The sequence below is a fragment of the Ruegeria sp. YTSA144 genome (genome assembly GCF_059610125.1).
Genome location: NZ_JBXWNA010000001.1, coordinates 731,177 through 756,806, shown reverse-complemented (window position 1 = coordinate 756,806; position 25,630 = coordinate 731,177). Strand labels below are relative to the sequence as shown.

Below are 25,630 nucleotides of genomic sequence, written 5' to 3'. Positions count from 1 at the left end.
CCCCGGAGCAAGTGTGCCGCAAATACCGCTCACGTGCATGCCACAGCTGCGTGAGGTGGGCGCTGGGGCTGGCGTTAAATCTGCTCCACCTTTACCGACTCGACCGGATAAAATGCCAGATGGTCCCTGATCTCGGCCACCGCCTGAATCGGATCCTCATAGCTCCAGACCGCATTGGCGGTCACGGATGACTTGTTTACGATGGAAAAATGCGTCGCGTCGCCCTTGCCGGGGCAGTGGGTCACCTTGTCGGTCCGATCCAGAAACGCCATCGCAATATCGTTGCGCGGAAAATAGATCACGGGATCCTTGTCGCCTTCAAGCAGTTCCAGCGCGTTGTTCGTTTCGCCCAGGATCGCACCGCCCGAGCGGACAGTCCATTTGCCCGGCGCTTTCCGGATCGTGATCTCAGCCATTCCATTTCCTTCCGTCGTCGTATCAGGGCCACCCCTCTCCCTGTTCTATGTAACAGACCAGTGTCAGACCGGAGCAGTTGCGGCATCCAACCACAGTTGCGCGTCATGTCCCAGCCTTGGGCGGATTTTTTCCGCAACGTCGCGGTGATAGGCATTCAGCCAGTCGCGTTCGTCGGTCGTCAACATATCGACCATGATCAGCCTGCGGTCAATCGGCACAAAGGTCAGGGTACGCCAGTTCAACATTGCGCGTTCGGCGTCGCCAGAGGGCAGGGCGGGCGCCTCTTCGACCACCACAAGGTTCTCGATGCGGATGCCAAATGCGCCTTCCCGATAATACCCGGGTTCGTTTGACAGGATCATGCCGGGTTGCAGCGGTACATGGCTGACTTTCGACAGCCGCTGCGGCCCTTCATGCACGCTCAGATAGGCGCCGACCCCATGTCCGACCCCATGGTTGAAATCCTGTCCCGCGGACCACAGCGGCACGCGGGCCACACATTCGATATCCCGCCCGGCAAGGCCGGCAGGCCAGCGCAGCATCGACATGGCAATCATGCCCTTCAGCACCCGGGTAAAGCAGGTTTTTTCCTCGGCTCCGACGTCACCGATGGCGATGGTTCGCGTGATGTCGGTGGTGCCGTCCAGATACTGCCCGCCACTGTCCAGCACCAGCATATGTCCGTTTTCCAACCGGCTGTCAGTCTCTTCCGTCACGCGGTAATGCATGATCGCGCCGTTCGGACCCGTGCCTGCAATGGTATCGAACGAGATGTCCTGAAGCGCATTGTCCTTGCGCCGGTTTTCCTCCAACCGGGTGACAACCTGTGTTTCGGTCACGCTGCCCGGGGCCTGTTGGTCCAGCCAGCACAACGTCTCGGTGACCGCCACCGCATCGCGCAAATGCGCCTCGGCGCTGCCCGCGATTTCAGCCGGATTCTTGCAGGCTTTGGGCAGGGCGCAGGGATCACCGCCATCCGTCATCGCATCCCCCAGCGCATCCGCCACGATCTGAGGCACCGAAGCGGCATCCACCTGCACCGGACCGGCCAGAGCCGCAACCGCATCCAGAAAATCGCCCACAGCGCGCAAAGTCACCTGAGAACCCAGATGATCCCGCACCCCGGCCAGTTTCTCTGCCGCCATGAACAGATCGACCTGACCTCCTGCATGAAGAATGGCAAAGCCGTGGGCCACCGGATTATAGGCGATATCCGACCCACGGATATTCAACAGCCACATGATCGAATCCGGCAGGGTGATCACCGCTGCCGTGTGCCCGTCCCGCCTAAGGTCTTCGGCCAGACGGGCGATCTTGCTGTCTGCACCTTCCCCGGCAAACTCGATCGGATGCGCCTTGACCGGGTTCATCGGTGGGGCCGGCTGATCTGGCCAGATCCGGTCCACAAGGTTTTCGCATCTCACCAGTTCGATGCCCGATCCATCCAGATCACTCAATGTGCCGGAAATCTGCCCCGCCGCATGCAGCCACGGATCAAAACCGATCTTGCCGCCGTTGGGCAACTGCTGTTTCAGCCAGGCGCTCAGGCTTACCTCGGGCCAGGGGACCGGGGTGAAATCTTCGGCAACCTGTGCCTTGACCTGGGTGCGATACCGCCCGTCGATGAAAACCCCGGCCACGTCGCGCAGGGCGGCGCAAAACCCGGCCGAGCCCGTGAACCCGGTCAGCCAGGCCAGACGTTCATCGCGCGCCGCGACATACTCTCCCTGATGCGCATCCGCCCGCGGGATCAGAAACCCGTCCAGCCCTTCTTGCACCATCTGTTCGCGCAAGGCGGCCAGCCGCGGTGGCCCCTGTTCCGGGCGGGCGGTCACTTTGAAGGATTGGAACATGGGCGGCCTCATTCACAGCATTCGTGCGTGACCCTGAGGCGCATTTCAAAAAATGTCCAGACGGGAACACCCCGCCTGAACAGGCCGATGATCAGCAACGAAAAACGCGTCGCCCTCGGGGAAATTGGCCCGCTGGGCAGAAGATCAGCCTCAGCCGGCCTTTCTCATCCCCATGACCCGCGCCCGCGCCCGCGGGTCGCTGTCAAACAGAGCTGCCAGTTGTTCGGTCATCGCGCCGGCCAGTTGCTCTACGTCGGTAATCGTCACCGCCCGGTCGTAATACCGGGTCACGTCATGGCCGATCCCGATGGCCAAGAGTTCGACCATCTTGCGCTTTTCGACCATCGCGATCACGTCACGCAGGTGTTTTTCCAGATAGTTGGCCGGGTTCACGCTCAGTGTCGAATCATCGACCGGCGCACCGTCCGAGATCACCATCAGGATCTTGCGTTGCTCGCGCCGTGCCAGCATCCGGCGATGTGCCCATTCCAGGGCTTCACCATCGATGTTTTCCTTCAGCAGGCCCTCTTTCATCATCAGCCCCAGATTGGGCCGCGCACGACGCCAAGGGGCGTCCGCGCCCTTGTAGATGATGTGGCGCAGGTCGTTCAGACGGCCCGGCTGCTGCGGGCGGCCATCGTTCAGCCATGCCTCACGTGCCTGACCGCCTTTCCACGCCCGTGTGGTAAAGCCCAGAATTTCGACCTTTACGTTGCACCGCTCCAGCGTCCGCGCCAGAACATCCGCGCAAATGGCCGCGATCGAAATCGGACGACCCCGCATCGACCCCGAATTGTCCAGCAGCAGCGTCACCACCGTGTCGCGGAACTCGGTGTCCTTTTCGACCTTGAAACTCAGCGGAGTGGTGGGGTTCGCGACCACACGTGCCAATCGGCCCGCGTCCAGAATGCCTTCCTCGCGGTCGAACTCCCAGCTGCGGTTCTGCTGCGCCTGCAAGCGGCGTTGCAGCTTGTTGGCCAGACGCGATACCGCCCCTTTCAAGGGCTCCAGCTGCTGATCCAGATAGGCCCGCAGACGTTCCAGCTCGGCCGGTTCCGCCAGATCCTCGGCGGCGATCTCTTCGTCATGGGTGTCCAGATAGACTTTGTAATCCGGATCCGCTTCGGATGCGGGCGGCGGGGCAGGCGGCTCCAGCGGCGCCTCGCCATCCGGCATCTCAGCCTCGTCGCCCATCTCGTCTTCGGCCATTTCGTCCATCGAGACCTGGGCCTGAGACTGATCCTGCTGCTCTTCCTGCGTCTGCTCAGGTGTTGCGTCCGCGTCCTGTTCGTCCTGATCATCCTGACCAGTGCTGTCGGGATCGGGCTGTTCCTCCGCGTCTTCCTCGGCCTGGTCTTCCTGTTCGTCGTCCAGCTCGTCCGGGTCTTCCCCAAGCTGGTCGCCATATCCCAGATCCTTGATCACCTGACGGGCGAATTTGGCAAACTCCGCCTGATCCGAGAGGATTTCGTCCAGGTTTTCCAGCGTTCCGCCAGCTTGCTCTTCGATGAACCCACGCCACAGGTTCATGATATTATCAGCGGCAGAGGGCAGATCACGCCCGGTGGCCAGATGTCGGATCAGGTACCCTGCTGCAATCGACAGAGGGGCATCGGCGGGTTGCTTGCACTGATCATAGCCCCGCCGGATCGCTTCATGCCCGATCTTGACGTCAATATTGCTGGCGGTGCCCGGCATGTCCCGCGCGCCCATCGCTTCGCAGCGGGCGGTCTCCATCGCTTCGTACAGATCCCGCGCCATATCACCCGGTGGCGCATAGCGCGCATGGGTCGCGTCGTCATGATACTTGCGCTGCAACGCCAAGGCATCCGCCGTGCCACGCGCCAACAGCACTTCTTCGCGCGTCATCCGGCGCGAGACCTGTGGCAGCCGCATCGACTCGCCCGACATGCCCGAAGGGTCGACCGTATAAGTCACCGACAGCTCGGGATCATCGGCCATGACCTTGGTTGCTTCGGCCAGGGCCTTCTTGAACGGATCAGCAGGGTTGTCGTTCTTCTGTGCCATGTCCTTAAGCCCTCATCAAAATGACCTGTCCGGCGTTGAAAACTGTAACGGATCCGACTTCATCTGGCCAAAAATATCCCCGCCGGAGGCATTGCGCCCGGAACGGGCGCAATTCGGGTGCTTACCCCAAGCTTGCGCTCGCGGCGCTCTCGGGCAACTCCTCATCGAAGCAGCGCTGATAGAATTCGGCCACGGTCTGACGCTCCAACTCATCGCATTTGTTGAGGAAGGACAGGCGGAACGCATAGCCCACGTTGCGGAAGATCTCGGCGTTCTGGGCCCAGTTGATCACGGTCCGCGGGCTCATGACGGTGGACAGATCGCCATTCATGAAGGCGGTTCGGGTCAGGTCGGCGACCGTGACCATCTGGCTGACGGTCTTGCGGCCCTCGGCGGTGTTGTAATGCGGCGCCTTCGACAGAACGATCATCGTCTCGGCGTCGTGGCTCAGGTAGTTCAGCGTCGAGACCAGCGACCAGCGGTCCATCTGCGCCTGGTTGATCTGCTGCGTGCCGTGATACAGGCCCGTGGTGTCGCCCAGACCGACCGTGTTGGCGGTGGCAAACAGGCGGAAATTCGGGTTCGGGGTGATGATCTCGTTCTGGTCCAGCAGGGTCAGCTTGCCGTCATGCTCCAGCACACGCTGGATGACGAACATCACGTCGGCGCGGCCCGCATCATATTCGTCGAACACGATGGCCACGGGGTTGCGCAGCGCCCAGGGCAGGATGCCTTCGTGGAACTCGGTCACCTGCTTGCCGTCGCGCAGCTTGATCGCATCCTTGCCGATCAGGTCGATCCGGCTGATATGGCTGTCCAGGTTCACACGAACGGCGGGCCAGTTCAGACGGGCGGCGACCTGTTCGATATGGGTCGATTTGCCGGTGCCGTGATAGCCTTGGATCATGACGCGGCGGTTATGGGAAAAGCCCGCCAGAATCGCCAGCGTGGTTTCCGGATCGAACTTGTAGGTCGGGTCGATGGCGGGCACACGGTCTGTCGCTTCGGCAAAACCCTTCACCGCCATGTCGCTGTCAATGCCGAACACGTCACGGACCGAGATATCCTCGGTAGGTTTTGCGTTGATATCGATCGATCCGTCAGCCATGCGCCTAGTCCTTATCCTTTGGCCCGTTCACCGGGTATGAACCCGTGTGTGGTGCAACATATTGCAGGCAAGGGCAAGGGAAAGAGGAACACGTCCAAAGGTGCGCATGTTTTTCTTGCAAACTGGCCCTATCTGTACACCGGACAGGCGTATCAAGCAGTGTTTTCCGGACAGGTGGACCGATCCCGCCTCAGAGTGAGAACCAAAGTTCACCCTTTTGAAAGCCGCCTTTCACGAGGCGATCCGCGTTCAACACATCCGGATACTCGTCCGCCCAATCCCGAAACCGGTCATTTGTAACGATGCGCGCCTGGCTGTCCCGCGCCGCCTGCAAGATCAGCGGGTCGGCGGGTGTTCCTTTGGGGGCCACCATGACCTGCCTGGATCGTAGGCCCAGGGCGCGGCTCAGCATCCGGTCGTCCATATAATCACCTTCGACCTTGTACCCGACATTCGCATCGAACATGACGCCCGGTTTGAATCCGGCCTGCTTCAAAGTCTCAAGGACCTTCTTCAACGTGTCCAGATCCGGGGTGCCGTCTTTCCAGTGCATGACGTTCGAGCCGTCCACGATGATCCATGTGTTGGCTCTGCGCCAGCTGAACCAGGCCCGTATGAACAGGATGGCGCTGGCCATCACGCAATTCAGCGCCAGTAGGAACAGCCAATCGGCATCGGTCGGAATGAAACTGGCGACGATGAGTCCGCTTACCGAGACGAGCAACAGGCAAATGGATGTGCGCAACGAAACTGATCCCTGGAAATTCCTGTCCCAAATCTTCCACCACTTTCGCGGGGATTGAAACAGGTTTCCATACGGAAATCGCGCAGTTGTTTCAGGTTGTGTCATCCGCGGCACCCAACCATTCAGGCAGGGCGCACCGCGAAGGTAAAGCAGGCAAAGCCGTGACCCTTACTTGAAGTTCCGGCTGTCCTTGATCTGATCCCAGGCCCAGACAACTTCCTGCAACTGCTCTTCCTGCGAGCGGTCGCCGCCGTTCATGTCCGGATGCAGCACTTTGATCAGCTTCTTGTACGCTTTGCGAACCTCGGCCTTGGTCCAGCTGTCCTTGGCCTCGAGAATCTCGATCGCACGGCGTTCGGTCGGCGGCAGGCGGCGTCCGCTGCCCGTGTTGCGGCCCTTGTTCTGCGTGCTGTTGGCGCCGAGCACCTGATGCGGATCCTCGATCCCCAAACGGGCCCAGGCGCGCGCTTCGGGGTCGCCCATCGGCTTGGTCTCGCGCTCCCAAACCTTGTCTTTCGATCGCTGCGCGTTCAACTCGGCCTCGGTGGTGCCGTCAAAGAAGTTCCACTTCTGGTTATATTCCCGCACGTGTTGCTGGCAGAACCAGAAATAATCATCCAGGACATCCGGTGCCTTCGGCGCGCGGAACTTGCCCGGCTCGTCACATCCCTCGTGATCACACACCCTGACAGAGGTTTCGGACGCACCTGACATGCCTCGACGACCCCGCGGATTCTTCTTCTTGGCGCTGGAAACGGACATATCGAATCCGAAGGGGTCTGATTTCGCCATGCTCTAATCCTCAAGAACGCGTCTTTTCGACTCGGAGGCAGCAGTTTAATCTAAGCAGCCGAAAGTAGAAGAGGGGTGCGGCAATATTTTTGCCGCTGAGCGAAAAAATGAGCGTGACCGACGAAATCCGAACCCGCCTGCAAGCCGCCTTTGATCCGCGCGAGCTGGAAGTGATCGACGACAGCGAAAGCCACCGGGGCCATGCGGGCTATCAGGAAGGCGGTGAAAGTCACTTCAACGTCCGCATCCGCGCCAGCGCATTCGAAGGCAAATCCCGCGTCGCCCGCCACCGCGCCGTGCACAAGGCGCTGGGCGACATCGTGCCGCGCATCCATGCGCTGGCCCTGGATATCGGCGTTTGAAGACCTTTGCGTGTCAGTCCGCCTTCATCTGTGCGGACGGCGTCGATGCCGAGATGGAATATTCTTCCTCCGTCATGCCCTCTTCGATTCCCTCGAACAGGGGGGTCGACAGGTATCGCTCGCCCGTGTCCGGCAACATGACCAGCATGACAGAGCCTGCCGGTGCGGATTCCGCCAACTTCATGGCCACCGCAAAGGTCGATCCTCCTGAAATCCCAGTGAAAACACCTTCCTCCGAGGCAAGCCTGCGCGACCATTCTATCCCTTCGGGTCCTGAAATGGGGATCAGCTCATCATAATAGGAATTGTCGATGGCTTCCTGAAGGACCCACGGGATGAAATCCGGTGTCCAGCCTTGAATCGGATGAGGTTCGAAACTGGGGTGGCTTTCGGTCGGCTGGTGATCATCGTTTCGGGTGTTGACGTAACCCGATGACACGATGGCTGCATTGGCCGGTTCGGTCAGGATGATCCTGGTGTCGGGCCGCTCTTTCCGCAATACCCGCGAAACACCCGAAACGGTGCCGCCGGTCCCGTAGCCCGTCACCCAATAATCCAGCCGTTCGCCTTCGAAATCGGCAAGTATTTCCCGCGCCGTCGTGTTCTCGTGAATATCGGCATTGGCAGAGGTCTCAAACTGGCTGGCAAGGAACCATCCGTTTTCCTCGGCCAGTTCCTTGGCTTTGGTATACATGCCGAACCCTTTTTTCGCCTTCGGGGTCAGAACAACCTTTGCGCCCAGAAACCGCATCAGCTTTCGCCGCTCGACCGAGAAGCTCTCGGCCATCGTCACGACCAGTGGATATCCCTTGGCCGCGCACACCATGGCCAGCCCGATCCCGGTGTTGCCGGATGTCGCTTCGACAACGGTTTGTCCGGGTTTCAGCCGTCCGTCACGTTCCGCGGCCTCGATGATGTTCAGCGCCAACCTGTCTTTGACCGAGCCTGCCGGGTTGAAGGCCTCGAATTTCACATAGACGGTCACATGCTCTGGCGCGATCCGATTGACCCGAATGCAGGGCGTGTCACCGACCGTGTCGAGAATGCTGTCATACAGGCGTGTCCGCCCTTGTGTCTGTCGAATAGCCATTTCGATGTCCCTCCAGAATATCTGGCTAACATGCCACAGATTTCCCGAGGGTGTAGCCCTTATTGCCTGCCAATACCGTTATGAAGACACGGGCCGTACCCGGATTGACTTGCGATACGTCAGAGAGAAAACGGACGTTCTGCACAAGACCACAGGTCGATTGCATTCGGTCCGTCGTTCGTACCAGTCCCCAAGCCTATGTTTTTGAAGGGCCACTTTCATCAGCGGCGTCATCAGACCGCTTCAGCGACAAAGGTGGCTCGTCCGGCTCTGCGGCAATTGGTTTCGGCGCCTGCACCTCGTCGGGGCCTGGAACCGGCTGGGCCAGCGGGGTGTCATCCATCTCAGGTACTGCGCCGACCCACGAGGCATCGACTTCTTCTTCCACCACGCGGCGGAACACCAGCACATTGCGCCAGTTCGTGGTCGATCCGGTCAGGCCCGTGCGTTCCTCGCTGGGCAGCAATTCGGCCCGCTGGTATTCCCAGCCATCCTGACCCATCTGATTCAGCAGTTGCTCGACCGAGACGGCAAAGCGGCCCTCGGCCGTTTTCACGCCTTTGGCTTTGACACCTTTTTGCGGGGCGGGGATGACCTTGTATTCGTAGCGCTTCATCTACTGTTCCTAAATGCGTTTCCGCGCCAACTTAACACGCTGCCCCCCGGGTGAAAGGGCCCTTGCCCATCCGGCGGATTTCAGCCCTGACCATTCGTTTCGGTCTGTGCCGCCTTGGCCACAACCGACAGGCACAGTTCCGTCGCCAGCGCCATGTCCTGCACTGAAATCCATTCCAACGGGCCGTGGACGCATTGCATCCCGGTGAAGATGTTGGGGCAGGGGGTGCCGAATTCGGTCAGGCGCGATCCGTCCGTGCCGCCCCTGATCGGTACCGACAGCGGTTCAATCCCCAACTCGCGACACGCATCCCGCGCCAGCTCGACCGGAGTCATGTCGTTTTCCAGCCAATACCGCATGTTGCGGTACTGGTGGCTGATGTCGCAGCTGATGGTCGCGCGCGGTTCGGTGGCCTGCACGGCGGCGCAGACCTGCCGCACGATGTTTCGTTGCGCTTCCAGCCCGTCCATCTCGAAATCACGCAGGATCAGCTTGATCTCCATCTCGGATGATCCGCCGTTCATGTCCGTGACATGGATGAAGCCTTCGCGCCCGTCCGTGGTTTCGGGCGTCATGGTGGCCTGAGGCAACGTCTGCACGATCTTCGCCGCCAGATGCGTGGCATTCACCATCTTTTCCTTGGCCAGGCCGGGATGGATCGAAACACCCTCGATCCGGATCACGGCGCGGTCGGCCGAGAAGCTTTCATACTCGATCTCACCCACTTGCTGCCCGTCCAGCGTATAGGCAAAATCCACGCCCAGATCCTTGGGCAGCTGTTCCGTGACGCCCCGGCCGATCTCTTCATCCGGTGTGAACGCGATACGGATCGGGCCATGTGGAATGTCCTGATTTTCGATCAGGTGCCGCGCCATCGTCATCAGAATCGACACACCGGCCTTGTCATCCGCGCCCAGCAGGGTTGTGCCCGATGCGGTGATCAGGTCATGGCCGATCTTTTCGGCCAGATAGGGGTGGTCTTCCGGGGAAAGAACCAGATCCGGGTTGTCGGGAAAGGTGATGTCGCCACCGTTATACCCCTTGATCACCCGCGGCTTGACGCCGGTTGCGTTGAACTGAGGGGCCGTATCGACATGGGCCAGAAAGCCCACGGTCGGTCCCGGCGCCGTTCCGGGAATGGTGGCGACGACAACACTGTCGCCCGTCATCTCGACATCCTGAGCGCCAATCTGGTTCAGTTCATCGCGCAACAGGTTCAACATGTTGAACTGGATCTGAGTGCTCGGGGTCGATGGGGATGTCTCGTCACTTTGACTGTCGATGGCGGCGTAACGCACCAGCCGGTCTTCGAGTTCCTGATCAAATCTGCTTTGCATAATACCTCACCTCTCGGTGACGGAGGAAAGGGCGCGAACAGCGGGAAGTCAAGCCGATGGCTTGACCCCAAGTCTTAAGATTTCGTGAGAAACCGGATTGTACAAACCCGCCAAAGACGGCCGGCAGGCTTGTACAAAACGAAAGGTTTACGACCCCAGCTTCTTGCTGACCAGTTCGTTGACGGCTTTCGGGTTGGCCTTGCCGCCGGTGGCTTTCATGACCTGACCAACGAACCAGCCCGCAAGCTTCGGGTTCACTTTGGCCTTCTCGACCTGTGCCGGGTTGGCTGCGATGATTTCGTCCAAAGCGGCCTCGATCGCGCCGGTGTCGGTCACCTGTTTCATGCTACGATCTTCAACGATCTGCGCCGGATCACCGCCTTCTGTGTAAACGATTTCGAACAGATCCTTGGCAATCTTGCCCGAGATCGCATCCGACGAGATCAGGTCGATGATCCCGCCCAATTGTGCCGGTGACACGGGTGAATCGGTGATGTCGTGGTCTTCTTTCTTCAGCCGACCGAACAGTTCGTTGATGACCCAGTTCGCGGCCAGTTTTCCGTTGCGGCCCTTGGCCACTTCCTCGAAATAGGCGGCGGATTCAACCTCGGCGGTCAGCACCGAAGCATCGTAATCGGTCAGGCCGAAGTCTTTGATGAAACGCGCCTTTTTGTCGTCGGGAAGTTCCGGCAGCCTGGCGGCAATGTCATCGACCCAGGCCTGCTCGATCTCGAGCGGCAGCAGGTCAGGGTCGGGGAAATAGCGATAATCATGCGCTTCTTCCTTGGACCGCATGGAACGGGTTTCGCCCTTGTCCGGGTCGTACAGGCGCGTTTCCTGCTCGACCTCGCCGCCGGCTTCGACGATGGCGATCTGACGGCGGGCTTCGACCTCGATCGCCTGCTGGATAAAGCGCATCGAGTTCATGTTCTTGATCTCGCAGCGCGTGCCGAGATGCGAAAAATCCTGTGTTTCCTGATACTTCTCATAGGCGCCGGGCAAACAGATCGAGACGTTCACGTCCGCGCGCAGGTTGCCGTTTTGCATGTTACCGTCGCAGGTGCCCAGGTAACGCATGATCTGGCGCAGCTTGGCGATATAGGCCGCGGCCTCTTCCGGCCCGCGGATGTCAGGGCGGCTGACGATCTCCATCAGGCAGACGCCGGTGCGGTTCAGGTCGACGAAGGACATATGCGGGTCCATGTCGTGGATCGATTTGCCCGCGTCCTGTTCCATGTGGATACGCTCGATCCGCACCTTGCGTGCGGTGCCGTCACCCATCTCGACCAGTACTTCGCCTTCACCCACGATCGGGTGATACAGCTGGGAGATCTGATACCCTTGCGGAAGGTCGGGGTAGAAGTAATTCTTGCGGTCAAAGGCCGATTTCAGATTGATATCCGCCTTCAGGCCCAGCCCGGTGCGCACCGCCTGTTCAACGCAGTATTCGTTGATCACCGGCAGCATGCCCGGCATGGCCGCGTCCACGAAGGCCACGTTCGAATTCGGTTCGGCCCCGAATTGGGTGGATGCACCCGAAAACAGCTTGGCATTGGATGAGACCTGAGCATGCACCTCCATCCCGATGACCAGTTCCCAATCGTGCTTGGCCCCGGCAATGGTTTTGGGTTTGGGCATTTCGTATGTCAGATCGAGCATGGCGCGCCTCATTTCCGCAGAAGTCTAAGCCTGCGTATTAGGCCCGGCAGGGCCTAGGGGCAAGGGGGAATCCTGTCGTGTTCAGTTCTGGGAAAACCGCAGGCCCGAAGGTGTGAACGTCACATCCATACCGCTGCGCAATTCTTCCCGGAACAGATCCGAGATGGCGCGCAAGGCATCGCGCTGACCGCGCGCAGCAAATCGCTCGGGCGAGTTTATGCGGACAGAATTGTTGAAGCCGTTGGCCGCATGCGCCCAGATCAAGGGGTGCAATTCCGTCAGATGATCGCGGATAAGCCAGTTTGCCGTGTCGCGCATCTGAGACCGGACAAGGTCGGCCTGATCGTTCAGGCCAAATCCGTTCTGGACGGTGATCGCGCAGTAGGATGACAGCATGTTGATCATCTGCTGATCGGGCCGCAGGCGCACGATATCACGCAGACCTTCAAGGAAATACTCGATATCGACGCGGGCACAGGCCTCTTCGTCCAATGCGATGGCGTCGAACTGAACCCATGTGTATCCGCCCGCGCCCCAGATATCCTGTGTCCTGGCGGCCGTGCGCAAGGCTTGCAGCTCCAGCTCTTCGTAGCTGCCGAACCAGCGGGGCAGAAGGTGGCTGCCCATCGCGCGCATGTGGCGCTGGTTGCGTGGATCCAGCGTGATCAGGCGTTCATATTCGTCAGACACCCGCGCGTTGGATTTGCGTTGACCAGCCAGTAGCGCACATCCGGCCGCAGCAATCAGGGGGCTGTCGGGGGCGTTTTTCCTGCACTTGGGCAGGATCGCTGCGGCACGGTCGAAATGAGCGGCGCAGCGTGACCGGTGCAAGGGTGGCAGCGTCGCGTCCGAGGCCGTGCCGCGCCAAGCCCATGCCAGATCGATATGGGCAAGGGATACGACGGTGGCGATCATTGGATCATCGGGGTTGTCCGCCATCTCGCCTTCAAGTTCCGAGATGCCCCCCAACAAGTCGTAATCCGAGATGGCCTTGCCATCCGAAAGCGCATGTTCAGCGGCCAGAACCACGTCAGATCTGGCGCCGAACGCCAACAGATCGGCAACCGGCATACCATCTGAAACAGCGGCGCGACCCTGATCGGCCACGCGCATTTCCTGCGACAGCTCTGCCCAGCGGCCCTGCCGGGCGAGGTAGCGGCCATGTTCGATCGTGGAATGTCCGATCAGATCATCGCGGTCGGATCTTGCAACGGGAATATTGAGCTGACCCTGCTCGGGCAAGGCTGCCGCAAGCGCGGATTTTGTCGCGCACAGGTCTGCTGAAGCATTTGTAGGACTGGCTGTGGATGGGGCGAACAGTGCCCTTAGCGACCGAAACATGGCGAAACTCAAAACTGAAAAAACTGATAACTGACACCGAAGTCTGGCGGGATATCGGGTTCAAATCAAGTAAATTGCCGAATAATTTTCCTTTTTAGTGTCCAATTCACCCTTCAATGGTCCAGTGTTTCAGAAAACGGTGAAATGATGCCGTTCCACGCGAATTCCGGCTTGGTTTAGAAGGGTTTCCAAATCCCGATGCAGCGGAAGCGACTCATCCGGCAGACGGATTCGTTTGCCGGAATGCAGAACGATCGACACTCGAACCGAGAAATCCCAACGGGTGTCAAAGCGGAAATGGTCGATGTCGCGCAGCGCGACCTCTGCCTGCCGGTTCCCCGTGAACCAGCTCAGTGCATCCTGATCCAATTGCATGCCCGCGCGGGTGTTCTGAACCACGTCCCAAAGTGCGGGCAGGGTGGCCAGGGACAGCAGCCCAGCGATCCACCAGGCCGCGTCAAACAGGACAACCAGCGCCAGCAACGCCGCATAAACACCGGCCAGGATGGCCAGCGTTCGCAAACTCCGGTTGCTGCGGGCAAAGCTGTAAGGCGTCATGCGCCGAGGATGCGGGACACCATTTCGGTCGTGTCCCGCGACAGGTTCGGTGTTTCCGCGATGCGGGAAAGCTGCGCACGCATCAGGGCCTGACGATCCGGATCATACCGTTTCCAGGTCTGAAACGCCGAGCACATACGCGCAGTGGTCTGTGGGTTCACCGGGTCCAGACGGATCAGCCAGTCTGCAAGCAGGGCGTATCCGGCGCCATCCGGCTGGTGGAATCCTGCGTGGTTCATCGCCAGGGCCCCCATGACGGCGCGGAACCTGTTCGGGTTTTTCCAGTTGAAATCCGAATGCTCGGTCAGGGTCGTGGCAATCGCGGGTGTCGCCTCGGGTGCTGCCATCGCGACTTGCAGGCCGAACCATTTGTCCATGACCAGCCGGTCATGCTGCCACTGTTCGTAGAATGCGCCCAGCTGCGCCTCACCCTTGCGGGCGCGTAAAAGGCAAGACAGCGCAGTCAGTTGAAATGTCATGTTGTCGGCTGTGTCGTACACCTCAGCCGCCATCGCCCCACCATCCAGACGAGAGGTCAATGCCAGCGCAGCGCTGCCAAGTGCCCGTTTGCCGGACTGCTCGGCGTCCGGGCTGTAGGGGCCGTCCACAAAGGCCTCACTGTGCAGGCGGGGCAGCAAATCCTGCACGTTCTGGGCCGTTGCCTGCCGCAGCGTTTCCACCGCGGCCCAGATCGCCATGGGGTCGGGCGTGTGACCGCGGTCATGCAGGGCCGCTGCCAATTCCGACTGTGTAGGCAATCCCAGCATCAACGCACGATAGGCCGGGTCCAGTTCGTCATTGCGCAGCACGGCCAACACTCCGTCAAGGTAATCTGTATCCGGTGCCGCATCCTGAAGGATCATCCGCATCAGGGTGTCTTGCGCCAGATCCCGTCCTGCCTGCCATCGGTTGAACGGGTCCGTGTCATGCGCCAGAAGAAATGCACGTTCTGCGTTCGACTGGTCATGCTCCAGAATAACAGGTGCCGAGAAATCGCGCAGGATCGAGGGCGTGGGTTTCGCCGCCAGGCCGGTGAATTCAAAGCTCTGTTCGGCCTGTGTCAGTTCCAGAACTTCGGTCGCGCGAACCTCATCGCCGTTGGGCCCAAGCAGGCCAACTGCAACCGGGATGACCTGCGGCAGTTTCTGATCCTGTCCCGGCGTGGGGTCGGTTCGCTGTTTCAGCGTGAGGGTATAGGTGCCGTCGGCCCAGTCTTCCTTAACCCTGACGCGCGGTGTGCCCGACTGGCTGTACCAACGTTTGAATTGTGTCAGATCGCGCCCAGTGGTGTCTTCGAAAACCTTCAGCCAGTCCTCGATCGTGCAGGCCTGACCGTCATGGCGTTCAAAATACAGATCAAGCGCCTTGGCATAGGCCGCATCCCCGACCAACCGTTTCAGCATGCCGATGACCTCGGCGCCCTTCTCATAGACAGTGGCGGTGTAGAAGTTGTTGATTTCCTGAAAGCTTTCGGGGCGCACAGGATGCGACAACGGACCGTTGTCCTCGGGGAACTGCCGGGCACGCAGGTCTATCGCGTCGTGGATGCGTTTCACCGGGGCCGAGCGCATGTCCGAGGTAAACTGCGCATCCCGGAATACTGTCAGACCTTCCTTGAGGCACAGTTGAAACCAGTCTCGGCAGGTGATGCGGTTGCCGGTCCAGTTGTGAAAATACTCATGCGCGATGATCGCCTCGATCCGTTCGAAATTGGCGTCGGTCGAAGTTTCCGGGCTGGCCAGAACGGCGGACGAGTTGAAGATGTTCAGCCCCTTGTTCTCCATCGCGCCCATGTTGAAGTCATCGACGGCCACGATGTTGAAGACATCCAGATCGTATTCACGGCCATAGACGTCCTCGTCCCACTTCATCGACTTCTTCAACGCCTCCATTCCGAAAGCGCATTTCCCCTCGTCTCCGGGACGGACCCAGAGGTTCAGATCGACGTTGCGACCTGACTTGGTGGTGAACTGACCGGGATGTGCGATCAGGTCTCCGGCGACCAGGGCGAACAGATAGGCGGGTTTGGGCCATGGATCGACCCATTCCGCCCATCCTTCACCCTTGCCGGACGGGTTGCCGTTCGACAGCAGAACCGGCAAGTCGCCATTGATGCGCACGGTAAAGGTGGACATCACGTCCGGCCGGTCGGGATAGAAGGTGATCTTGCGGAACCCCTCAGCCTCGCACTGGGTGCAGTACATGCCGTTCGACATGTACAGACCTTCCAGCGCTGTGTTGTTGCCGGGGTCGATTTCAACCTCGGCTTCCCACAGGAACGGCGCGTCGGGGACATCCGCGGTTAGCCCCTTGTCGGTCACGTCTGGCGTGATCTCGGCCCCGTCAATGGCGGCGCGGATCAATTTCAGTTCTTCCCCGTGCAGAAAGAATGTGCGGTCAGTGGCGTCAGGATTGGGCCGGAACGCAATGCGCGAGGTGACGCGCGTGGCGTGCGCGGCCAGATCAAAGGTCAGGTGCACGCTGTCCACCAGATAGCCAAACGGTGTGTAGTCTTTCAGGTAGATCGTGGTGGGAGCAGCGTCGTGCATCTTGGGCCTCGTATCTGTTCGGGACTGGCGCGACGTTAGGGGCTTCGTTCGGGCGCTGCAACCGGCCCTGCCATTGCCTTGAGGTTTTTGAAACAGCTTCAAGCCGAAGCGAATGCCCCAAATGACGGGATGAAAGTTGCCTATCGGAAACTTTCCGCCTAAGTCACAATGCATACAATGGCGCACAATCGCGGGAGAGCAGGAATATGACGGACAGACAGACCCTGAGCGGATTGCAGATCGATCCGGTTTTGGCTGAGTTCATCGAGACACAGGCGCTGCCGGGAACGGGCGTCTCTTCGCAGAGGTTCTGGGCCGGCATGGCGCGGATGGTGAACGAACTGGGGCCGAAAAACCGTGAGCTGCTGGCCAAACGGGCCGAGATCCAAAGCCGCATCGATGGGTGGCACATGTCCCGAAAGGGGCAGAACACCGATGCCGCTGAATATGAGGCTTTCCTGAAAGAGATCGGGTATCTGGTCGAAGAAGGCGACGAGTTCCAGATTGAAACGGCCAATGTCGACCCCGAAATCGCCCTGATCCCGGGCCCGCAACTGGTTGTTCCGATTACCAACGCACGCTTTGCCCTGAACGCGGCCAACGCGCGCTGGGGCAGCCTGTATGATGCGCTTTACGGAACGGATGCAATGGGGGATCTGCCGGCAAGCGGTGGCTATGACGCGGCGCGCGGCGCGCGGGTGATCGCATGGGCCAAGGCGTTTCTGGATGATGCTGTGCCTCTGGCGTCTGGATCATGGGCGGATGTCACCGAATTGAGCGTCACCGACGGTGCTTTGACCCCTGCGCTGGGCGATCCCGCTCAATTTGCCGGGTTCGGCGGCGCGGCGGACAAGCCCGACTTTGTGCTGTTGAAAAACAACGGTCTGCACATCCAGATCATGATCGACCCCACAAGCAACATAGGCGCGACCGACCCCGCAGGCGTTGCAGATGTCCGGCTGGAATCCGCGCTGTCCACCATCATGGATTGTGAAGACTCGGTTGCCTGCGTCGATGCTGCCGACAAGGTTGTGGCCTATGGCAACTGGCTGGGCCTCATGAAAGGCGACCTGACCGAAGAGGTCTCAAAGGGCGGCGCCACGTTCACTCGAAAACTGGCCGAGGACCTGAGCTTTACCACTCCGTCGGGTGATAAGGCCAGGCTGAAAGGCCGGTCCTTGATGCTTGTGCGCAACGTGGGCCACCTGATGACCAACCCGGCCGTACTTGACGCAGAAGGGCGCGAGATCGGCGAAGGTTTGATGGATGCTCTGTGTACCACCCTGATCGCCATGCACGACCTGAAGCGAGACGGGGGCAATTCTGTGGAAGGCTCTGTCTATGTGGTGAAACCCAAGATGCACGGGCCCGAGGAAGTCGCGTTCTCGGTCGAGATTTTCGACATGGTCGAAGACATTCTGGGCCTGCCGCGCAATACCGTGAAACTGGGCATCATGGATGAAGAACGCCGCACCTCGGTCAACCTCAAAGAGTGCATTCGCGCCGCAAAATCACGGGTCGCCTTTATCAACACGGGGTTTCTGGACCGGACCGGCGATGAAATACACACCTCGATGGAGGCGGGTCCGATGCTGCCCAAGGGCGACATGAAAAATACGCCATGGATTGCGGCCTATGAAGATCGCAACGTCGATATCGGGCTGGCCTGTGGCCTGAAGGGCAAGGCACAGATCGGCAAGGGCATGTGGGCCATGCCGGATCGCATGGGCGAAATGCTTGAGACCAAGATCGGCCACCCGATGGCCGGAGCGACATGCGCCTGGGTGCCGTCACCCACGGCCGCGACCCTGCACGCTACGCATTACCACAAGGTCGATGTGCTGGCCCGTCAGGACGAGCTGGCCGCAGGCGGTGCGCGGGGCACTTTGAGGGATCTGTTGACCATCCCTTTGCTGGCTGGACGCAACCTGAGCGACGAAGAAATCACGCGTGAACTTGAAAACAATGCGCAGGGTATTCTGGGTTATGTCGTGCGTTGGGTCGATCAGGGCGTGGGCTGCTCCAAGGTGCCCGACATCAACGATGTCGGCCTGATGGAAGACCGCGCGACCTGCCGGATTTCGTCACAGGCGCTGGCCAACTGGCTGCATCACAGCATCGTGGATGACGCCCAGGTCATGGCCGCTCTGCAAAAGATGGCCGCCGTCGTGGATCGCCAGAATGAAAACGATCCGAATTACACCCCTATGGCTCCGGGATTTGACGGCATCGCCTTTCAGGCGGCCTGCGATCTGGTGTTCAAGGGCCGGGTTCAGCCCTCGGGCTATACCGAGCCGGTCCTGCACGCGCGCCGGCTGGAGTTGAAAGCCAGCCAAAGATAACCCCGGCAAAAGCCCACAGACCAATCGTTTGCGGGCTTTTTCGAACTCCAATCCGAGAAGAGGATCATCAGATGTCAGTTTCCCTACGCAAAGCCCGCACCATCATCCGCAAAACCCTGGAGAAGGGCCGAGAGATGGAGTTGAAGCCGCTCTCAGTCGTGGTTTTGGATGCCGGTGGGCATGTCATCGCGTTCGAGCGCGAGGATGGTGCTGCACCGGGCCGGTTCGGGATTGCGCAGGGCAAGGCCTATGGGTCGGTCATGCTGGGAATGGCGGGCACCGCGCAGATGCAGCGCGCCGAAGCGCAGGCCTATTTCATGGCCTCAGTGAATGGCGTCTATGGTGGTCAGGTCGTGCCGGTTCCGGGTGGCGTGCTGTTGCGTGATCGCAAGGGGGCCGTGATCGGCGCCGTCGGGGTCACCGGCGACACATCTGACAATGATGCGCTGGCCGCAATGGCGGGGATCGAGGCGGCCGGCCTGATCGGTGAGATTTGACAAGAGCGTTGTATTGATACGTTTTTCGAACTGGGCGGGGAAACTATCCCCCCCGCTTGGCGGCTTCTTGGAAAACGTTTCCAATTAAACAGGGCGGATCAGAACGTACAGTGCGTCTTCGAACACGTCCCTGCGCTTTCATGCAGGGCGTGTATTCTTGCACGTTTAAACCGCTGCCGCTAGCTTCCTTGACAGGCACAACAACAGCAGGGAAAGCGGAATGTCTCGGCCTGTCGTCGGTATCATCGGCAACTCGTATCTCATGAACGACCAATACCCCACACATGCTGGGGGAACGATGAATTCGGATGCCGTGGCCAACGTGTCAGGATGTCTTCCTTTGTTGATACCCGCAGATCCGCGTTACGTTTCGGTAGATGAGTTGCTGGAGGTCTGCGACGGCTTTCTGCTGACGGGCGGTCGCCCGAACGTGCACCCGGAAGAATACGGGGAACCTGCAACCGATGCACATGGCGAATTCGACCGGGCTCGAGACGCCATAACTCTGCCGCTGGTTCGCGCCTGCGTAGAAAGGGGGCAGCCGTTTTTGGGCATCTGCCGGGGGTTTCAGGAAGTCAACGTTGCCATGGGCGGAACGCTTTATCCCGAGATACGCGATCTGCCGGGGCGGATGAACCACCGGATGCCACCCGATGGAACCCTGGAAGAAAAGTTTGCTCTGCGTCATGTGGTGACACTGGAAAACGGCGGTGTTTTCCACAAGCTGTTCGGCGCAACCGAGGTCATGACCAACACCTTGCACGGTCAGGGCATCAAAACGATTGGGCATCGCGTTGTCATTGACGGCCATGCACCGGACGGGACGCCCGAGGCGATCTATATCAAGGATGCGCCCGGCTTTACCCTGTCGGTTCAATGGCATCCGGAATGGGACGCGATCAATGACCCGGTCTCGCGCCCCCTGTTCGAAGCCTTCGGCGATGCGGTGCGTGGATGGGCCGCCGGAACGGTTCATCAGGCAGTTCAAAAATCTGCCTGAATTACACCGGCCCGACGAGGGGAAAAATCGGGCCGGTGCCGTGCGATCAGACCAGCAAGTTGAACTGATTGATCAGCGGAAGGGAACGTGCGCGCTTGCCCGTCAGGTCGAAAAGCGCATTGCCGAGCGCCGGCATCGAAGGCGGTGTTCCGGGTTCGCCCGCACCGCCCATATGCCGATTGGTTTCCAGCACGCGCACCTCGACCTGCGGGGCTGTGTGCATCCGCATCGCGTCATAGTCGGGGAAGTTGAACTGCTCGACTTCGCCTTCGGCAAAGGTGATCTCGCCGAAACATGCGGCGGACAGGCCGTACATCATGCCGCCGAACATCTGCGCCTTGACGTTTTCCGGGTCCAGCGCCAGCCCCATGTCGCAGGCAATCCAGGCCTTGCTGATGCGGATGGCGCCGTCTTCGTCTACCACTTCGATGACCTGAGCCACCGGGGTGCCGAAGCTGTATGTGAAGGCCACGCCCCGGCCGACGCCTTCGGGCGTCTGACCCGTCCAGCCTGACATCTCCTTCACGGCTTCCAGACATCCCGCCGACGGCGCATGTTCGGTCTTCATCAGGTCCAGCCGGAACTCCAGCGGGTCACGGCCTGCGGCATGGGCCATCTCATCCATGAATGTCTCATGAAAAAAGCCGTTATGGCTGTTGCCGACCGAGCGCCAGAACCCCACCGGGACAGCCAAATCGGCAATGTGGCCGCTCATGCGGTAATTCGGTACCGCGTAGGGCTGGTTGAAGAAACCTTCGACCAGCACTTTGTCGGGTCCGCCGCCGGGGAACCCGGTGTAGCGCTCGACCGCCTGTTGGGTCGGAGATTGCGCAGCGACCTTGCCGTCAATGACCACGGCCTTGCCGTCCTGAACCGCGCCGCGCATCCGGGCGATGGCGCCGGGGCGGAAATAGTCGTGGCGCATGTCCTCTTCACGGCTCCAGGTTGTCTGAACCGGCGTGCCGGGCATGGCCATGGCAACCTTGGTGGCGATTTCGCCGAAATCCAGTTCGCCCCGGCGCCCAAAGCCGCCACCCAGATAGGTGGTGTGGATTTGGACGGCTTCGGTTTCCAGACCGGCGGTGTTGGCGACGCGGAACTGGATCAGGGTCGGGGCCTGGTTGCCGCACCACAGTTCCAACGCATTTCCCGTATAGAGCGCGGTGGCATTCATTGGCTCCATCGTTGCATGGGCCAGATAAGGCACGCGATATTCGGCGGTGATTTCCGTTGCGTTTTCCGGGCTTGCGCTGACATCGCCGTCGTCGCGCATGGTCGAGTTCGGTGCCTCGTCAAAAGCTTCGGCGATCCTGGCAAAGATGCCCTCGGTATCCGGCGGATAAGGCGCGTCGCCCCAATCGACGTCGATGGCCTCGACTGCCTGATTGGCCAACCATGTGTTGCTTGCGATCACGGCTACGCCTGTGCCCAGATCGACGATCTTCTCAACCCCGGGCATGGTTCTTGCGGCGCTGTCGTCAAAGCCGTTCATCGCACCGCCCAGTTTGGGATTCATTCGGACGCTGGCGAACTTCATACCGGGCAGGCGGACATCGACGCCGAATTCAGCAGTGCCCGTCGCCTTGCCCACCATGTCGAGACGCGGTTGGCTTTGGCCCAGATAGCGCCATTCAGACGGGTCTCGCAACGGCACCTCAACGGGTTCCAGCCCGGCGGCATCCTCGGCAAGCATTGAATAGGCGATCTTGTCGCCGTTGGGGGCAATGACATGGCCCGACGCCGTTTTCAGGTCCGAGGGGTCGACACCCAACCGGTCTGCGGCAGCGCGTTTGAGTGTTTCACGGGCCGAAGCACCGGCTTGCCGCATCCGGTCGAACCCATCTTTCATCGAGGTCGAGCCACCCGTGACTTGCAGGCTGAGCGTTTTGCCCAGTACCCCCAGTGCCTCGCCCAGATTGTGCTGGAAATTCGAGATATCGTACCCCTTGTTCGGCAACCCTTCGCCCACAAGGGCCGAGTTGTAATAGGCCGCCGCAGCGGGACCATGCAGAACGGTGATCTGATCCAGATCGACATCCAGTTCCTCGGCGATCAGCGCGGCCCATGTGGTTCGGACGCCCTGGCCCATTTCCGCGCGGGGCGCAAACAAGGTGACGCCATTCTGGTCAATCAGCACAAACGGGTTCAGTGCCGCCTCGCCTTCACCGGGCTTCAAGGGGTTGGCCGCGGGTCGGGTAACGTAATAGGTGCCAAAGGCCACGCCGCCAACGATCGCGGCAGAGCCGATCAGGAACGTTCGGCGGAGGATTTTTCCAACGGAAGCCATTGCTTACGCCTCCTTCAGCTTGGATGCCGCGTCATGGATTGCTGCGCGGATAAGGGGATAGGTGCCGCAGCGGCACAGGTTGCCCTGCATCGCTTCGTCGATGTCTGCGTCAGTGGGGTCCGGGTTTTCCGCCAGCAATGCAGCGGCCTGCATGATCTGGCCCGACTGGCAGTATCCGCACTGCGCGACCTGATGTTCGATCCAGGCCTGTTGGATCGTGGCCAGCGCGTCCGGTGAGCCGAGCCCTTCGATCGTGGTCACGTCACCCCAGACATCCGACAGCGCCACCTGGCACGAGCGCACGGCCTCACCATCGATGTGCACGGTGCAGGCCCCGCATGCGGCCACGCCGCAGCCGAACTTGGTGCCGGTCAGGCCGACCTCGTCCCGCAGAGCCCAAAGCAGGGGGACGTCATCTGGCAAGTCCACCTGGTATTGCTTGCCGTTGATCTTCAAGGTCGTCGCCATGGCGCACCTCTTGTTGCTGTGGCTGGTTTCTGACATAATTGCGTAAAAATGTCAGGGTGTCAATTGACAAATTGGACAAAAAATGTCAGGGCTTCGGATATGAAAGACAATGGTGACGGCTCACGGCAACAGGCGATCCTGAACTCGGCGTTTCAGGCGTTTTCCACTTATGGATACCGAAAGACCTCGATGGACGACATCGCGCGCGGCGCGGGGATGTCTCGGCCGGCGGTGTATCTGCATTACAAGAACAAAGAGGCGATCGTCAGCAAACTGACCGAGCTGTATTATGCCGAAAAGAGCGTTGCGGTGGCCGAAGCGTTGGCCACCCAGGGTTCGGTGCTCGAGGTTCTGAGCCGCGCGATCCAGGCGCAGACCGAGGGGATGGCAAAAATTCTGGCCTCGCCCCACGGGCTTGAGATACTCGACAACACAAAGTCCCTGTCTGCGGAAATCATCGCGGCGGGCGAGGCCAAGCTGGCCGCGCTTTATGCGGACTGGCTGGTGCAACAGGAAAAGGCGGGCCGGGTTCGCCTGCTGGCTGACGCGGCAGAGACCGGTCGGACGATCACGGCCACGCTCAAGGGGCTGAAGCTGATTGGTGCCGGCGCCGAGGTCTATGAACGGCAGGTCGCACAGGTCGCGGCCCTTTTCGGCGCCGGACTCGAAGTCAGGTAACGCGCTGACGGATCTTGTATTCGGGCGTGTCCCACAGGCGGTTCTGCATGATATCGGCCATAATCCCGACGGCGCGTTCAACATCGCCTTCGTCGATATACAAAGGTGTAAAGCCGAACCGCATGATGTCGGGTGCACGAAAATCTCCGATCACGCCGCGGGCGATCAGGGCCTGCATGGCGGCATAGCCTTCCTTGAAACGGAACGAGATCTGACTGCCACGCTGCTGCGGATCACGGGGGCTGGCCAGTTGCAGATCCGGGCAGGTTGCCTCGACGCGTTCTATGAAAAGCTCGGTCAGTTCAACAGATTTGGCGCGGACGTCGTTCATGTCCGCCAAATCCCAGATGTCCATGGCGGCCGACAAGGCCGTCATCTGGATGATGGGTGGCGTTCCCACCCGCATCCGCTCAATGCCGCTGCCGGGGCGGTAGTCGAGATCGAAGGCAAAGGGTGCTTCGTGCCCCAGCCAACCGGACAGGGCAGGGCGTGTGTTGTCTGCCAATCTGGGTGCGACATAGATGAAGGCTGGTGCGCCGGGTCCCCCGTTGAGGTATTTGTACGTACACCCGACCGCGAAATCGGCGTTGCATCCTGAAAGGTCTACGGGGATGGCCCCTGCGGAATGGGCCAGATCCCATACCGTCACTACGCCGGCGGCATGCGCCAGTTCGGTCAGCGCCCTCATGTCGTGCATCCGGCCCGAGCGGTAATCCACCTCGGTCAGCATAAGAACGGCGACCTCTTCGGTGATTGCGTCGGCCACGGTTTCCGGATCGACAATCCGCAATTCGTAGTCGTCGCCGAGTGACCGCAACAGGCCATCCGCCATGTACAAGTCCGAAGGAAAGTTGCCGTTATCCGACAGAACCACTTTGCGATCCGGATTCAGTTCAAGGGCCGAGGCCAGGGCCTGATAGACCTTGATCGACAAGGTGTCGCCGGTCACCACGCTGCCGGGCTCTGCTCCGATCAGGCGGCCAATCCGGTCACCAAGCCCGGTGGGCAGGCCCATCCAACCTGCCTTGTTCCATCCGGTGATCAGCATCTGGCCCCATTCTTCGGTCAGCATCCTTTGTACTCGCGCGCCTGCCGATTTCGGCAGCGGGCCCAGAGAATTGCCGTCCAGATAAATGACGCCCTCGGGCAGGTCGAACATGGCTTTGGTTGCTGCAAAATCAGTCATGAGGGCTCGCTAACTTGTGTGAACGTCGGTGATTGCTTTTGAGGTAGTCGATCCTCAAATGTGAGTCCATGCGATGCGACATACTGGTCTTTTGCCATTTTGACCCAAAAGCGGTAGGACATCGCTCAGATGCGACATGTACTCGATCTTGTCGTCACTCAATGAGGGCTCTGCATGCGCTGGATAGACGTGCCGCCGGTTTGGCTGATTGCTTTTGCTGCGCTTGCTTGGTTGCAGGGCAAGTATCTGAAACTCGGCCTGTCGCTTGAGGGCGGTTTGACGGACCTTCTGAGCGGGCTGTTGATCGGAGGTGGAATCCTGATAGCTGTCCTGGCGGTGGTCGAATTCCGCCGTCACAAGACAACTGTTGTTCCTCATGAAACACCATCGTCGATGGTGCAATCCGGCATCTACAAGCGCAGTCGCAATCCGATCTATGTGGGCGACGTTCTGATCCTTGCAGGCCTTATTCTTCGTTTTGACGCCGTATTGTCTCTGGTTCTTGTGCCAGTCTTCGTCTGGGTGTTGGAGCGTCGGTTCATCCTGCCGGAAGAAGATCGCCTGCGTCGAACCTTTCGCGCCGACTTCGCGCGTTATGAACGCAAGACACGGCGCTGGATCTAGGGTGAATTCTGCAATGACATCACGTCAGGAATGCTGCGCTTGCGAAATAATGTTGCGCAGGATACATCTTTGCTTAACAAAGAATACCGATCA

General features: G+C 60.0%; 22 protein-coding genes. 6 read left to right on the top strand and 16 right to left on the bottom strand.

Translation table 11 applies throughout. The features are described 5' to 3' along the window. Positions 1-74 precede the first annotated feature (74 nt). The 6 genes from AC2FF8_RS03860 to AC2FF8_RS03835 all read right to left on the bottom strand — a co-directional run bounded on the left by AC2FF8_RS03860 (position 75) and on the right by AC2FF8_RS03835 (position 6,943). Positions 75-416, bottom strand: coding sequence for a DUF427 domain-containing protein (locus tag AC2FF8_RS03860; protein WP_257599073.1), 342 nt, complete (start codon positions 414-416; stop codon positions 75-77). 63 nt (positions 417-479) lie between these two features. Continuing rightward, positions 480-2,270 (bottom strand): aminopeptidase P family protein, encoded by a 1,791-nt coding sequence (locus AC2FF8_RS03855; protein ID WP_496878958.1) that lies wholly within the window; start codon positions 2,268-2,270, stop codon positions 480-482. 150 nt (positions 2,271-2,420) lie between these two features. After that, the gene (cobT, locus tag AC2FF8_RS03850) at positions 2,421-4,298 is read right to left on the bottom strand and encodes a cobaltochelatase subunit CobT (protein ID WP_170343730.1); all 1,878 of its coding nucleotides are present in this window, start codon (positions 4,296-4,298) and stop codon (positions 2,421-2,423) included. A gap of 121 nt (positions 4,299-4,419) precedes the next feature. Continuing rightward, on the bottom strand, positions 4,420-5,406 hold the full coding sequence (gene cobS / locus AC2FF8_RS03845) for a cobaltochelatase subunit CobS (RefSeq protein ID WP_209832541.1): 987 nt from the start codon (positions 5,404-5,406) through the stop codon (positions 4,420-4,422). Positions 5,407-5,596: 190 nt separating this feature from the next. Continuing rightward, entirely contained in the window at positions 5,597-6,151 is a 555-nt protein-coding gene (locus AC2FF8_RS03840) for an NYN domain-containing protein (protein WP_496878957.1), read from the bottom strand. A 168-nt stretch (positions 6,152-6,319) separates the two neighbouring features. Then, complete coding sequence (locus AC2FF8_RS03835; RefSeq protein ID WP_170343733.1) at positions 6,320-6,943, bottom strand: J domain-containing protein; 624 nt, start codon at positions 6,941-6,943, stop codon at positions 6,320-6,322. 107 nt (positions 6,944-7,050) lie between these two features. On the opposite strand from AC2FF8_RS03835, the gene AC2FF8_RS03830 reads away from it, so the two are divergent. Further along, on the top strand, positions 7,051-7,305 hold the full coding sequence (locus tag AC2FF8_RS03830; protein ID WP_171167246.1) for a BolA family protein: 255 nt from the start codon (positions 7,051-7,053) through the stop codon (positions 7,303-7,305). A gap of 13 nt (positions 7,306-7,318) precedes the next feature. On the opposite strand, the gene AC2FF8_RS03825 is transcribed toward AC2FF8_RS03830, so the two are convergent. The 7 genes from AC2FF8_RS03825 to pepN form a co-directional block, all read right to left on the bottom strand. Then, positions 7,319-8,395, bottom strand: a complete 1,077-nt coding sequence (locus AC2FF8_RS03825; protein ID WP_496878956.1) for a PLP-dependent cysteine synthase family protein — start codon at positions 8,393-8,395, stop codon at positions 7,319-7,321. A 196-nt stretch (positions 8,396-8,591) separates the two neighbouring features. Then, positions 8,592-9,011 carry a DUF4177 domain-containing protein gene (locus AC2FF8_RS03820; RefSeq protein WP_170343736.1) on the bottom strand — a complete coding sequence of 140 codons (420 nt, stop codon included), beginning with the start codon at positions 9,009-9,011 and terminating at the stop codon, positions 8,592-8,594. Positions 9,012-9,091: 80 nt separating this feature from the next. Continuing rightward, positions 9,092-10,348, bottom strand: a complete 1,257-nt coding sequence (gene pepT / locus AC2FF8_RS03815) for a peptidase T (protein ID WP_496878955.1) — start codon at positions 10,346-10,348, stop codon at positions 9,092-9,094. A gap of 147 nt (positions 10,349-10,495) precedes the next feature. Next, positions 10,496-12,007 carry an Asp-tRNA(Asn)/Glu-tRNA(Gln) amidotransferase subunit GatB gene (gene gatB / locus AC2FF8_RS03810; RefSeq protein WP_496878954.1) on the bottom strand — a complete coding sequence of 504 codons (1,512 nt, stop codon included), beginning with the start codon at positions 12,005-12,007 and terminating at the stop codon, positions 10,496-10,498. Positions 12,008-12,088: 81 nt separating this feature from the next. After that, the gene (locus tag AC2FF8_RS03805; protein WP_496878953.1) at positions 12,089-13,348 is read right to left on the bottom strand and encodes a hypothetical protein; all 1,260 of its coding nucleotides are present in this window, start codon (positions 13,346-13,348) and stop codon (positions 12,089-12,091) included. 129 nt (positions 13,349-13,477) lie between these two features. Next, positions 13,478-13,906 (bottom strand): hypothetical protein, encoded by a 429-nt coding sequence (locus AC2FF8_RS03800; RefSeq protein ID WP_425078590.1) that lies wholly within the window; start codon positions 13,904-13,906, stop codon positions 13,478-13,480. Next, a complete protein-coding gene (gene pepN, locus AC2FF8_RS03795) occupies positions 13,903-16,455 on the bottom strand; it encodes an aminopeptidase N (protein ID WP_496878952.1) in 2,553 nt (850 codons plus the stop codon). The genes AC2FF8_RS03800 and pepN overlap by 4 nt, the downstream gene beginning before the upstream one ends. 206 nt (positions 16,456-16,661) lie before the next feature. On the opposite strand from pepN, the gene AC2FF8_RS03790 reads away from it, so the two are divergent. The 3 genes from AC2FF8_RS03790 (at position 16,662) to AC2FF8_RS03780 (ending at position 20,294) form a co-directional block, all read left to right on the top strand. Further along, positions 16,662-18,797 carry a malate synthase G gene (locus AC2FF8_RS03790; RefSeq protein ID WP_496878951.1) on the top strand — a complete coding sequence of 712 codons (2,136 nt, stop codon included), beginning with the start codon at positions 16,662-16,664 and terminating at the stop codon, positions 18,795-18,797. Positions 18,798-18,868: 71 nt separating this feature from the next. Continuing rightward, a complete protein-coding gene (locus AC2FF8_RS03785) occupies positions 18,869-19,294 on the top strand; it encodes a GlcG/HbpS family heme-binding protein (RefSeq protein WP_496878950.1) in 426 nt (141 codons plus the stop codon). A 220-nt stretch (positions 19,295-19,514) separates the two neighbouring features. Then, positions 19,515-20,294 (top strand): gamma-glutamyl-gamma-aminobutyrate hydrolase family protein, encoded by a 780-nt coding sequence (locus AC2FF8_RS03780; RefSeq protein ID WP_496878949.1) that lies wholly within the window; start codon positions 19,515-19,517, stop codon positions 20,292-20,294. A 46-nt stretch (positions 20,295-20,340) separates the two neighbouring features. On the opposite strand, the gene AC2FF8_RS03775 is transcribed toward AC2FF8_RS03780, so the two are convergent. Beyond that, complete coding sequence (locus AC2FF8_RS03775) at positions 20,341-22,581, bottom strand: xanthine dehydrogenase family protein molybdopterin-binding subunit (RefSeq protein WP_496878948.1); 2,241 nt, start codon at positions 22,579-22,581, stop codon at positions 20,341-20,343. 3 nt (positions 22,582-22,584) lie between these two features. Next, the gene (locus tag AC2FF8_RS03770) at positions 22,585-23,049 is read right to left on the bottom strand and encodes a (2Fe-2S)-binding protein (RefSeq protein WP_496871864.1); all 465 of its coding nucleotides are present in this window, start codon (positions 23,047-23,049) and stop codon (positions 22,585-22,587) included. A 99-nt stretch (positions 23,050-23,148) separates the two neighbouring features. Here AC2FF8_RS03770 and AC2FF8_RS03765 point away from each other — a divergent pair, with 99 nt between their 5' ends. Next, the gene (locus AC2FF8_RS03765) at positions 23,149-23,727 is read left to right on the top strand and encodes a TetR/AcrR family transcriptional regulator (RefSeq protein WP_496878947.1); all 579 of its coding nucleotides are present in this window, start codon (positions 23,149-23,151) and stop codon (positions 23,725-23,727) included. Here AC2FF8_RS03765 and kynU read toward each other — a convergent pair. Continuing rightward, positions 23,720-24,913: a kynureninase gene (gene kynU / locus AC2FF8_RS03760; protein WP_496878946.1), complete on the bottom strand. Its 1,194-nt coding sequence runs from the start codon at positions 24,911-24,913 to the stop codon at positions 23,720-23,722. The genes AC2FF8_RS03765 and kynU overlap by 8 nt on opposite strands. 174 nt (positions 24,914-25,087) lie before the next feature. Here kynU and AC2FF8_RS03755 point away from each other — a divergent pair, with 174 nt between their 5' ends. After that, positions 25,088-25,537 (top strand): methyltransferase family protein, encoded by a 450-nt coding sequence (locus tag AC2FF8_RS03755; RefSeq protein ID WP_496878945.1) that lies wholly within the window; start codon positions 25,088-25,090, stop codon positions 25,535-25,537. Positions 25,538-25,630 lie beyond the last annotated feature (93 nt).

Coding starts and splice junctions, on each gene's coding strand:
- AC2FF8_RS03860 (WP_257599073.1), bottom strand. CDS start 416: ATGGCTGAGATCACGATCCGGAAAGCGCCGGGCAAATGGACTGTCCGC.
- AC2FF8_RS03855 (WP_496878958.1), bottom strand. CDS start 2,270: ATGTTCCAATCCTTCAAAGTGACCGCCCGCCCGGAACAGGGGCCACCG.
- cobT (WP_170343730.1), bottom strand. CDS start 4,298: ATGGCACAGAAGAACGACAACCCTGCTGATCCGTTCAAGAAGGCCCTG.
- cobS (WP_209832541.1), bottom strand. CDS start 5,406: ATGGCTGACGGATCGATCGATATCAACGCAAAACCTACCGAGGATATC.
- AC2FF8_RS03835 (WP_170343733.1), bottom strand. CDS start 6,943: ATGGCGAAATCAGACCCCTTCGGATTCGATATGTCCGTTTCCAGCGCC.
- AC2FF8_RS03830 (WP_171167246.1), top strand. CDS start 7,051: ATGAGCGTGACCGACGAAATCCGAACCCGCCTGCAAGCCGCCTTTGAT.
- AC2FF8_RS03825 (WP_496878956.1), bottom strand. CDS start 8,395: ATGGCTATTCGACAGACACAAGGGCGGACACGCCTGTATGACAGCATT.
- AC2FF8_RS03820 (WP_170343736.1), bottom strand. CDS start 9,011: ATGAAGCGCTACGAATACAAGGTCATCCCCGCCCCGCAAAAAGGTGTC.
- pepT (WP_496878955.1), bottom strand. CDS start 10,348: ATGCAAAGCAGATTTGATCAGGAACTCGAAGACCGGCTGGTGCGTTAC.
- gatB (WP_496878954.1), bottom strand. CDS start 12,007: ATGCTCGATCTGACATACGAAATGCCCAAACCCAAAACCATTGCCGGG.
- AC2FF8_RS03805 (WP_496878953.1), bottom strand. CDS start 13,348: ATGTTTCGGTCGCTAAGGGCACTGTTCGCCCCATCCACAGCCAGTCCT.
- AC2FF8_RS03800 (WP_425078590.1), bottom strand. CDS start 13,906: ATGACGCCTTACAGCTTTGCCCGCAGCAACCGGAGTTTGCGAACGCTG.
- pepN (WP_496878952.1), bottom strand. CDS start 16,455: ATGCACGACGCTGCTCCCACCACGATCTACCTGAAAGACTACACACCG.
- AC2FF8_RS03790 (WP_496878951.1), top strand. CDS start 16,662: ATGACGGACAGACAGACCCTGAGCGGATTGCAGATCGATCCGGTTTTG.
- AC2FF8_RS03785 (WP_496878950.1), top strand. CDS start 18,869: ATGTCAGTTTCCCTACGCAAAGCCCGCACCATCATCCGCAAAACCCTG.
- AC2FF8_RS03780 (WP_496878949.1), top strand. CDS start 19,515: ATGTCTCGGCCTGTCGTCGGTATCATCGGCAACTCGTATCTCATGAAC.
- AC2FF8_RS03775 (WP_496878948.1), bottom strand. CDS start 22,581: ATGGCTTCCGTTGGAAAAATCCTCCGCCGAACGTTCCTGATCGGCTCT.
- AC2FF8_RS03770 (WP_496871864.1), bottom strand. CDS start 23,049: ATGGCGACGACCTTGAAGATCAACGGCAAGCAATACCAGGTGGACTTG.
- AC2FF8_RS03765 (WP_496878947.1), top strand. CDS start 23,149: ATGAAAGACAATGGTGACGGCTCACGGCAACAGGCGATCCTGAACTCG.
- kynU (WP_496878946.1), bottom strand. CDS start 24,913: ATGACTGATTTTGCAGCAACCAAAGCCATGTTCGACCTGCCCGAGGGC.
- AC2FF8_RS03755 (WP_496878945.1), top strand. CDS start 25,088: ATGCGCTGGATAGACGTGCCGCCGGTTTGGCTGATTGCTTTTGCTGCG.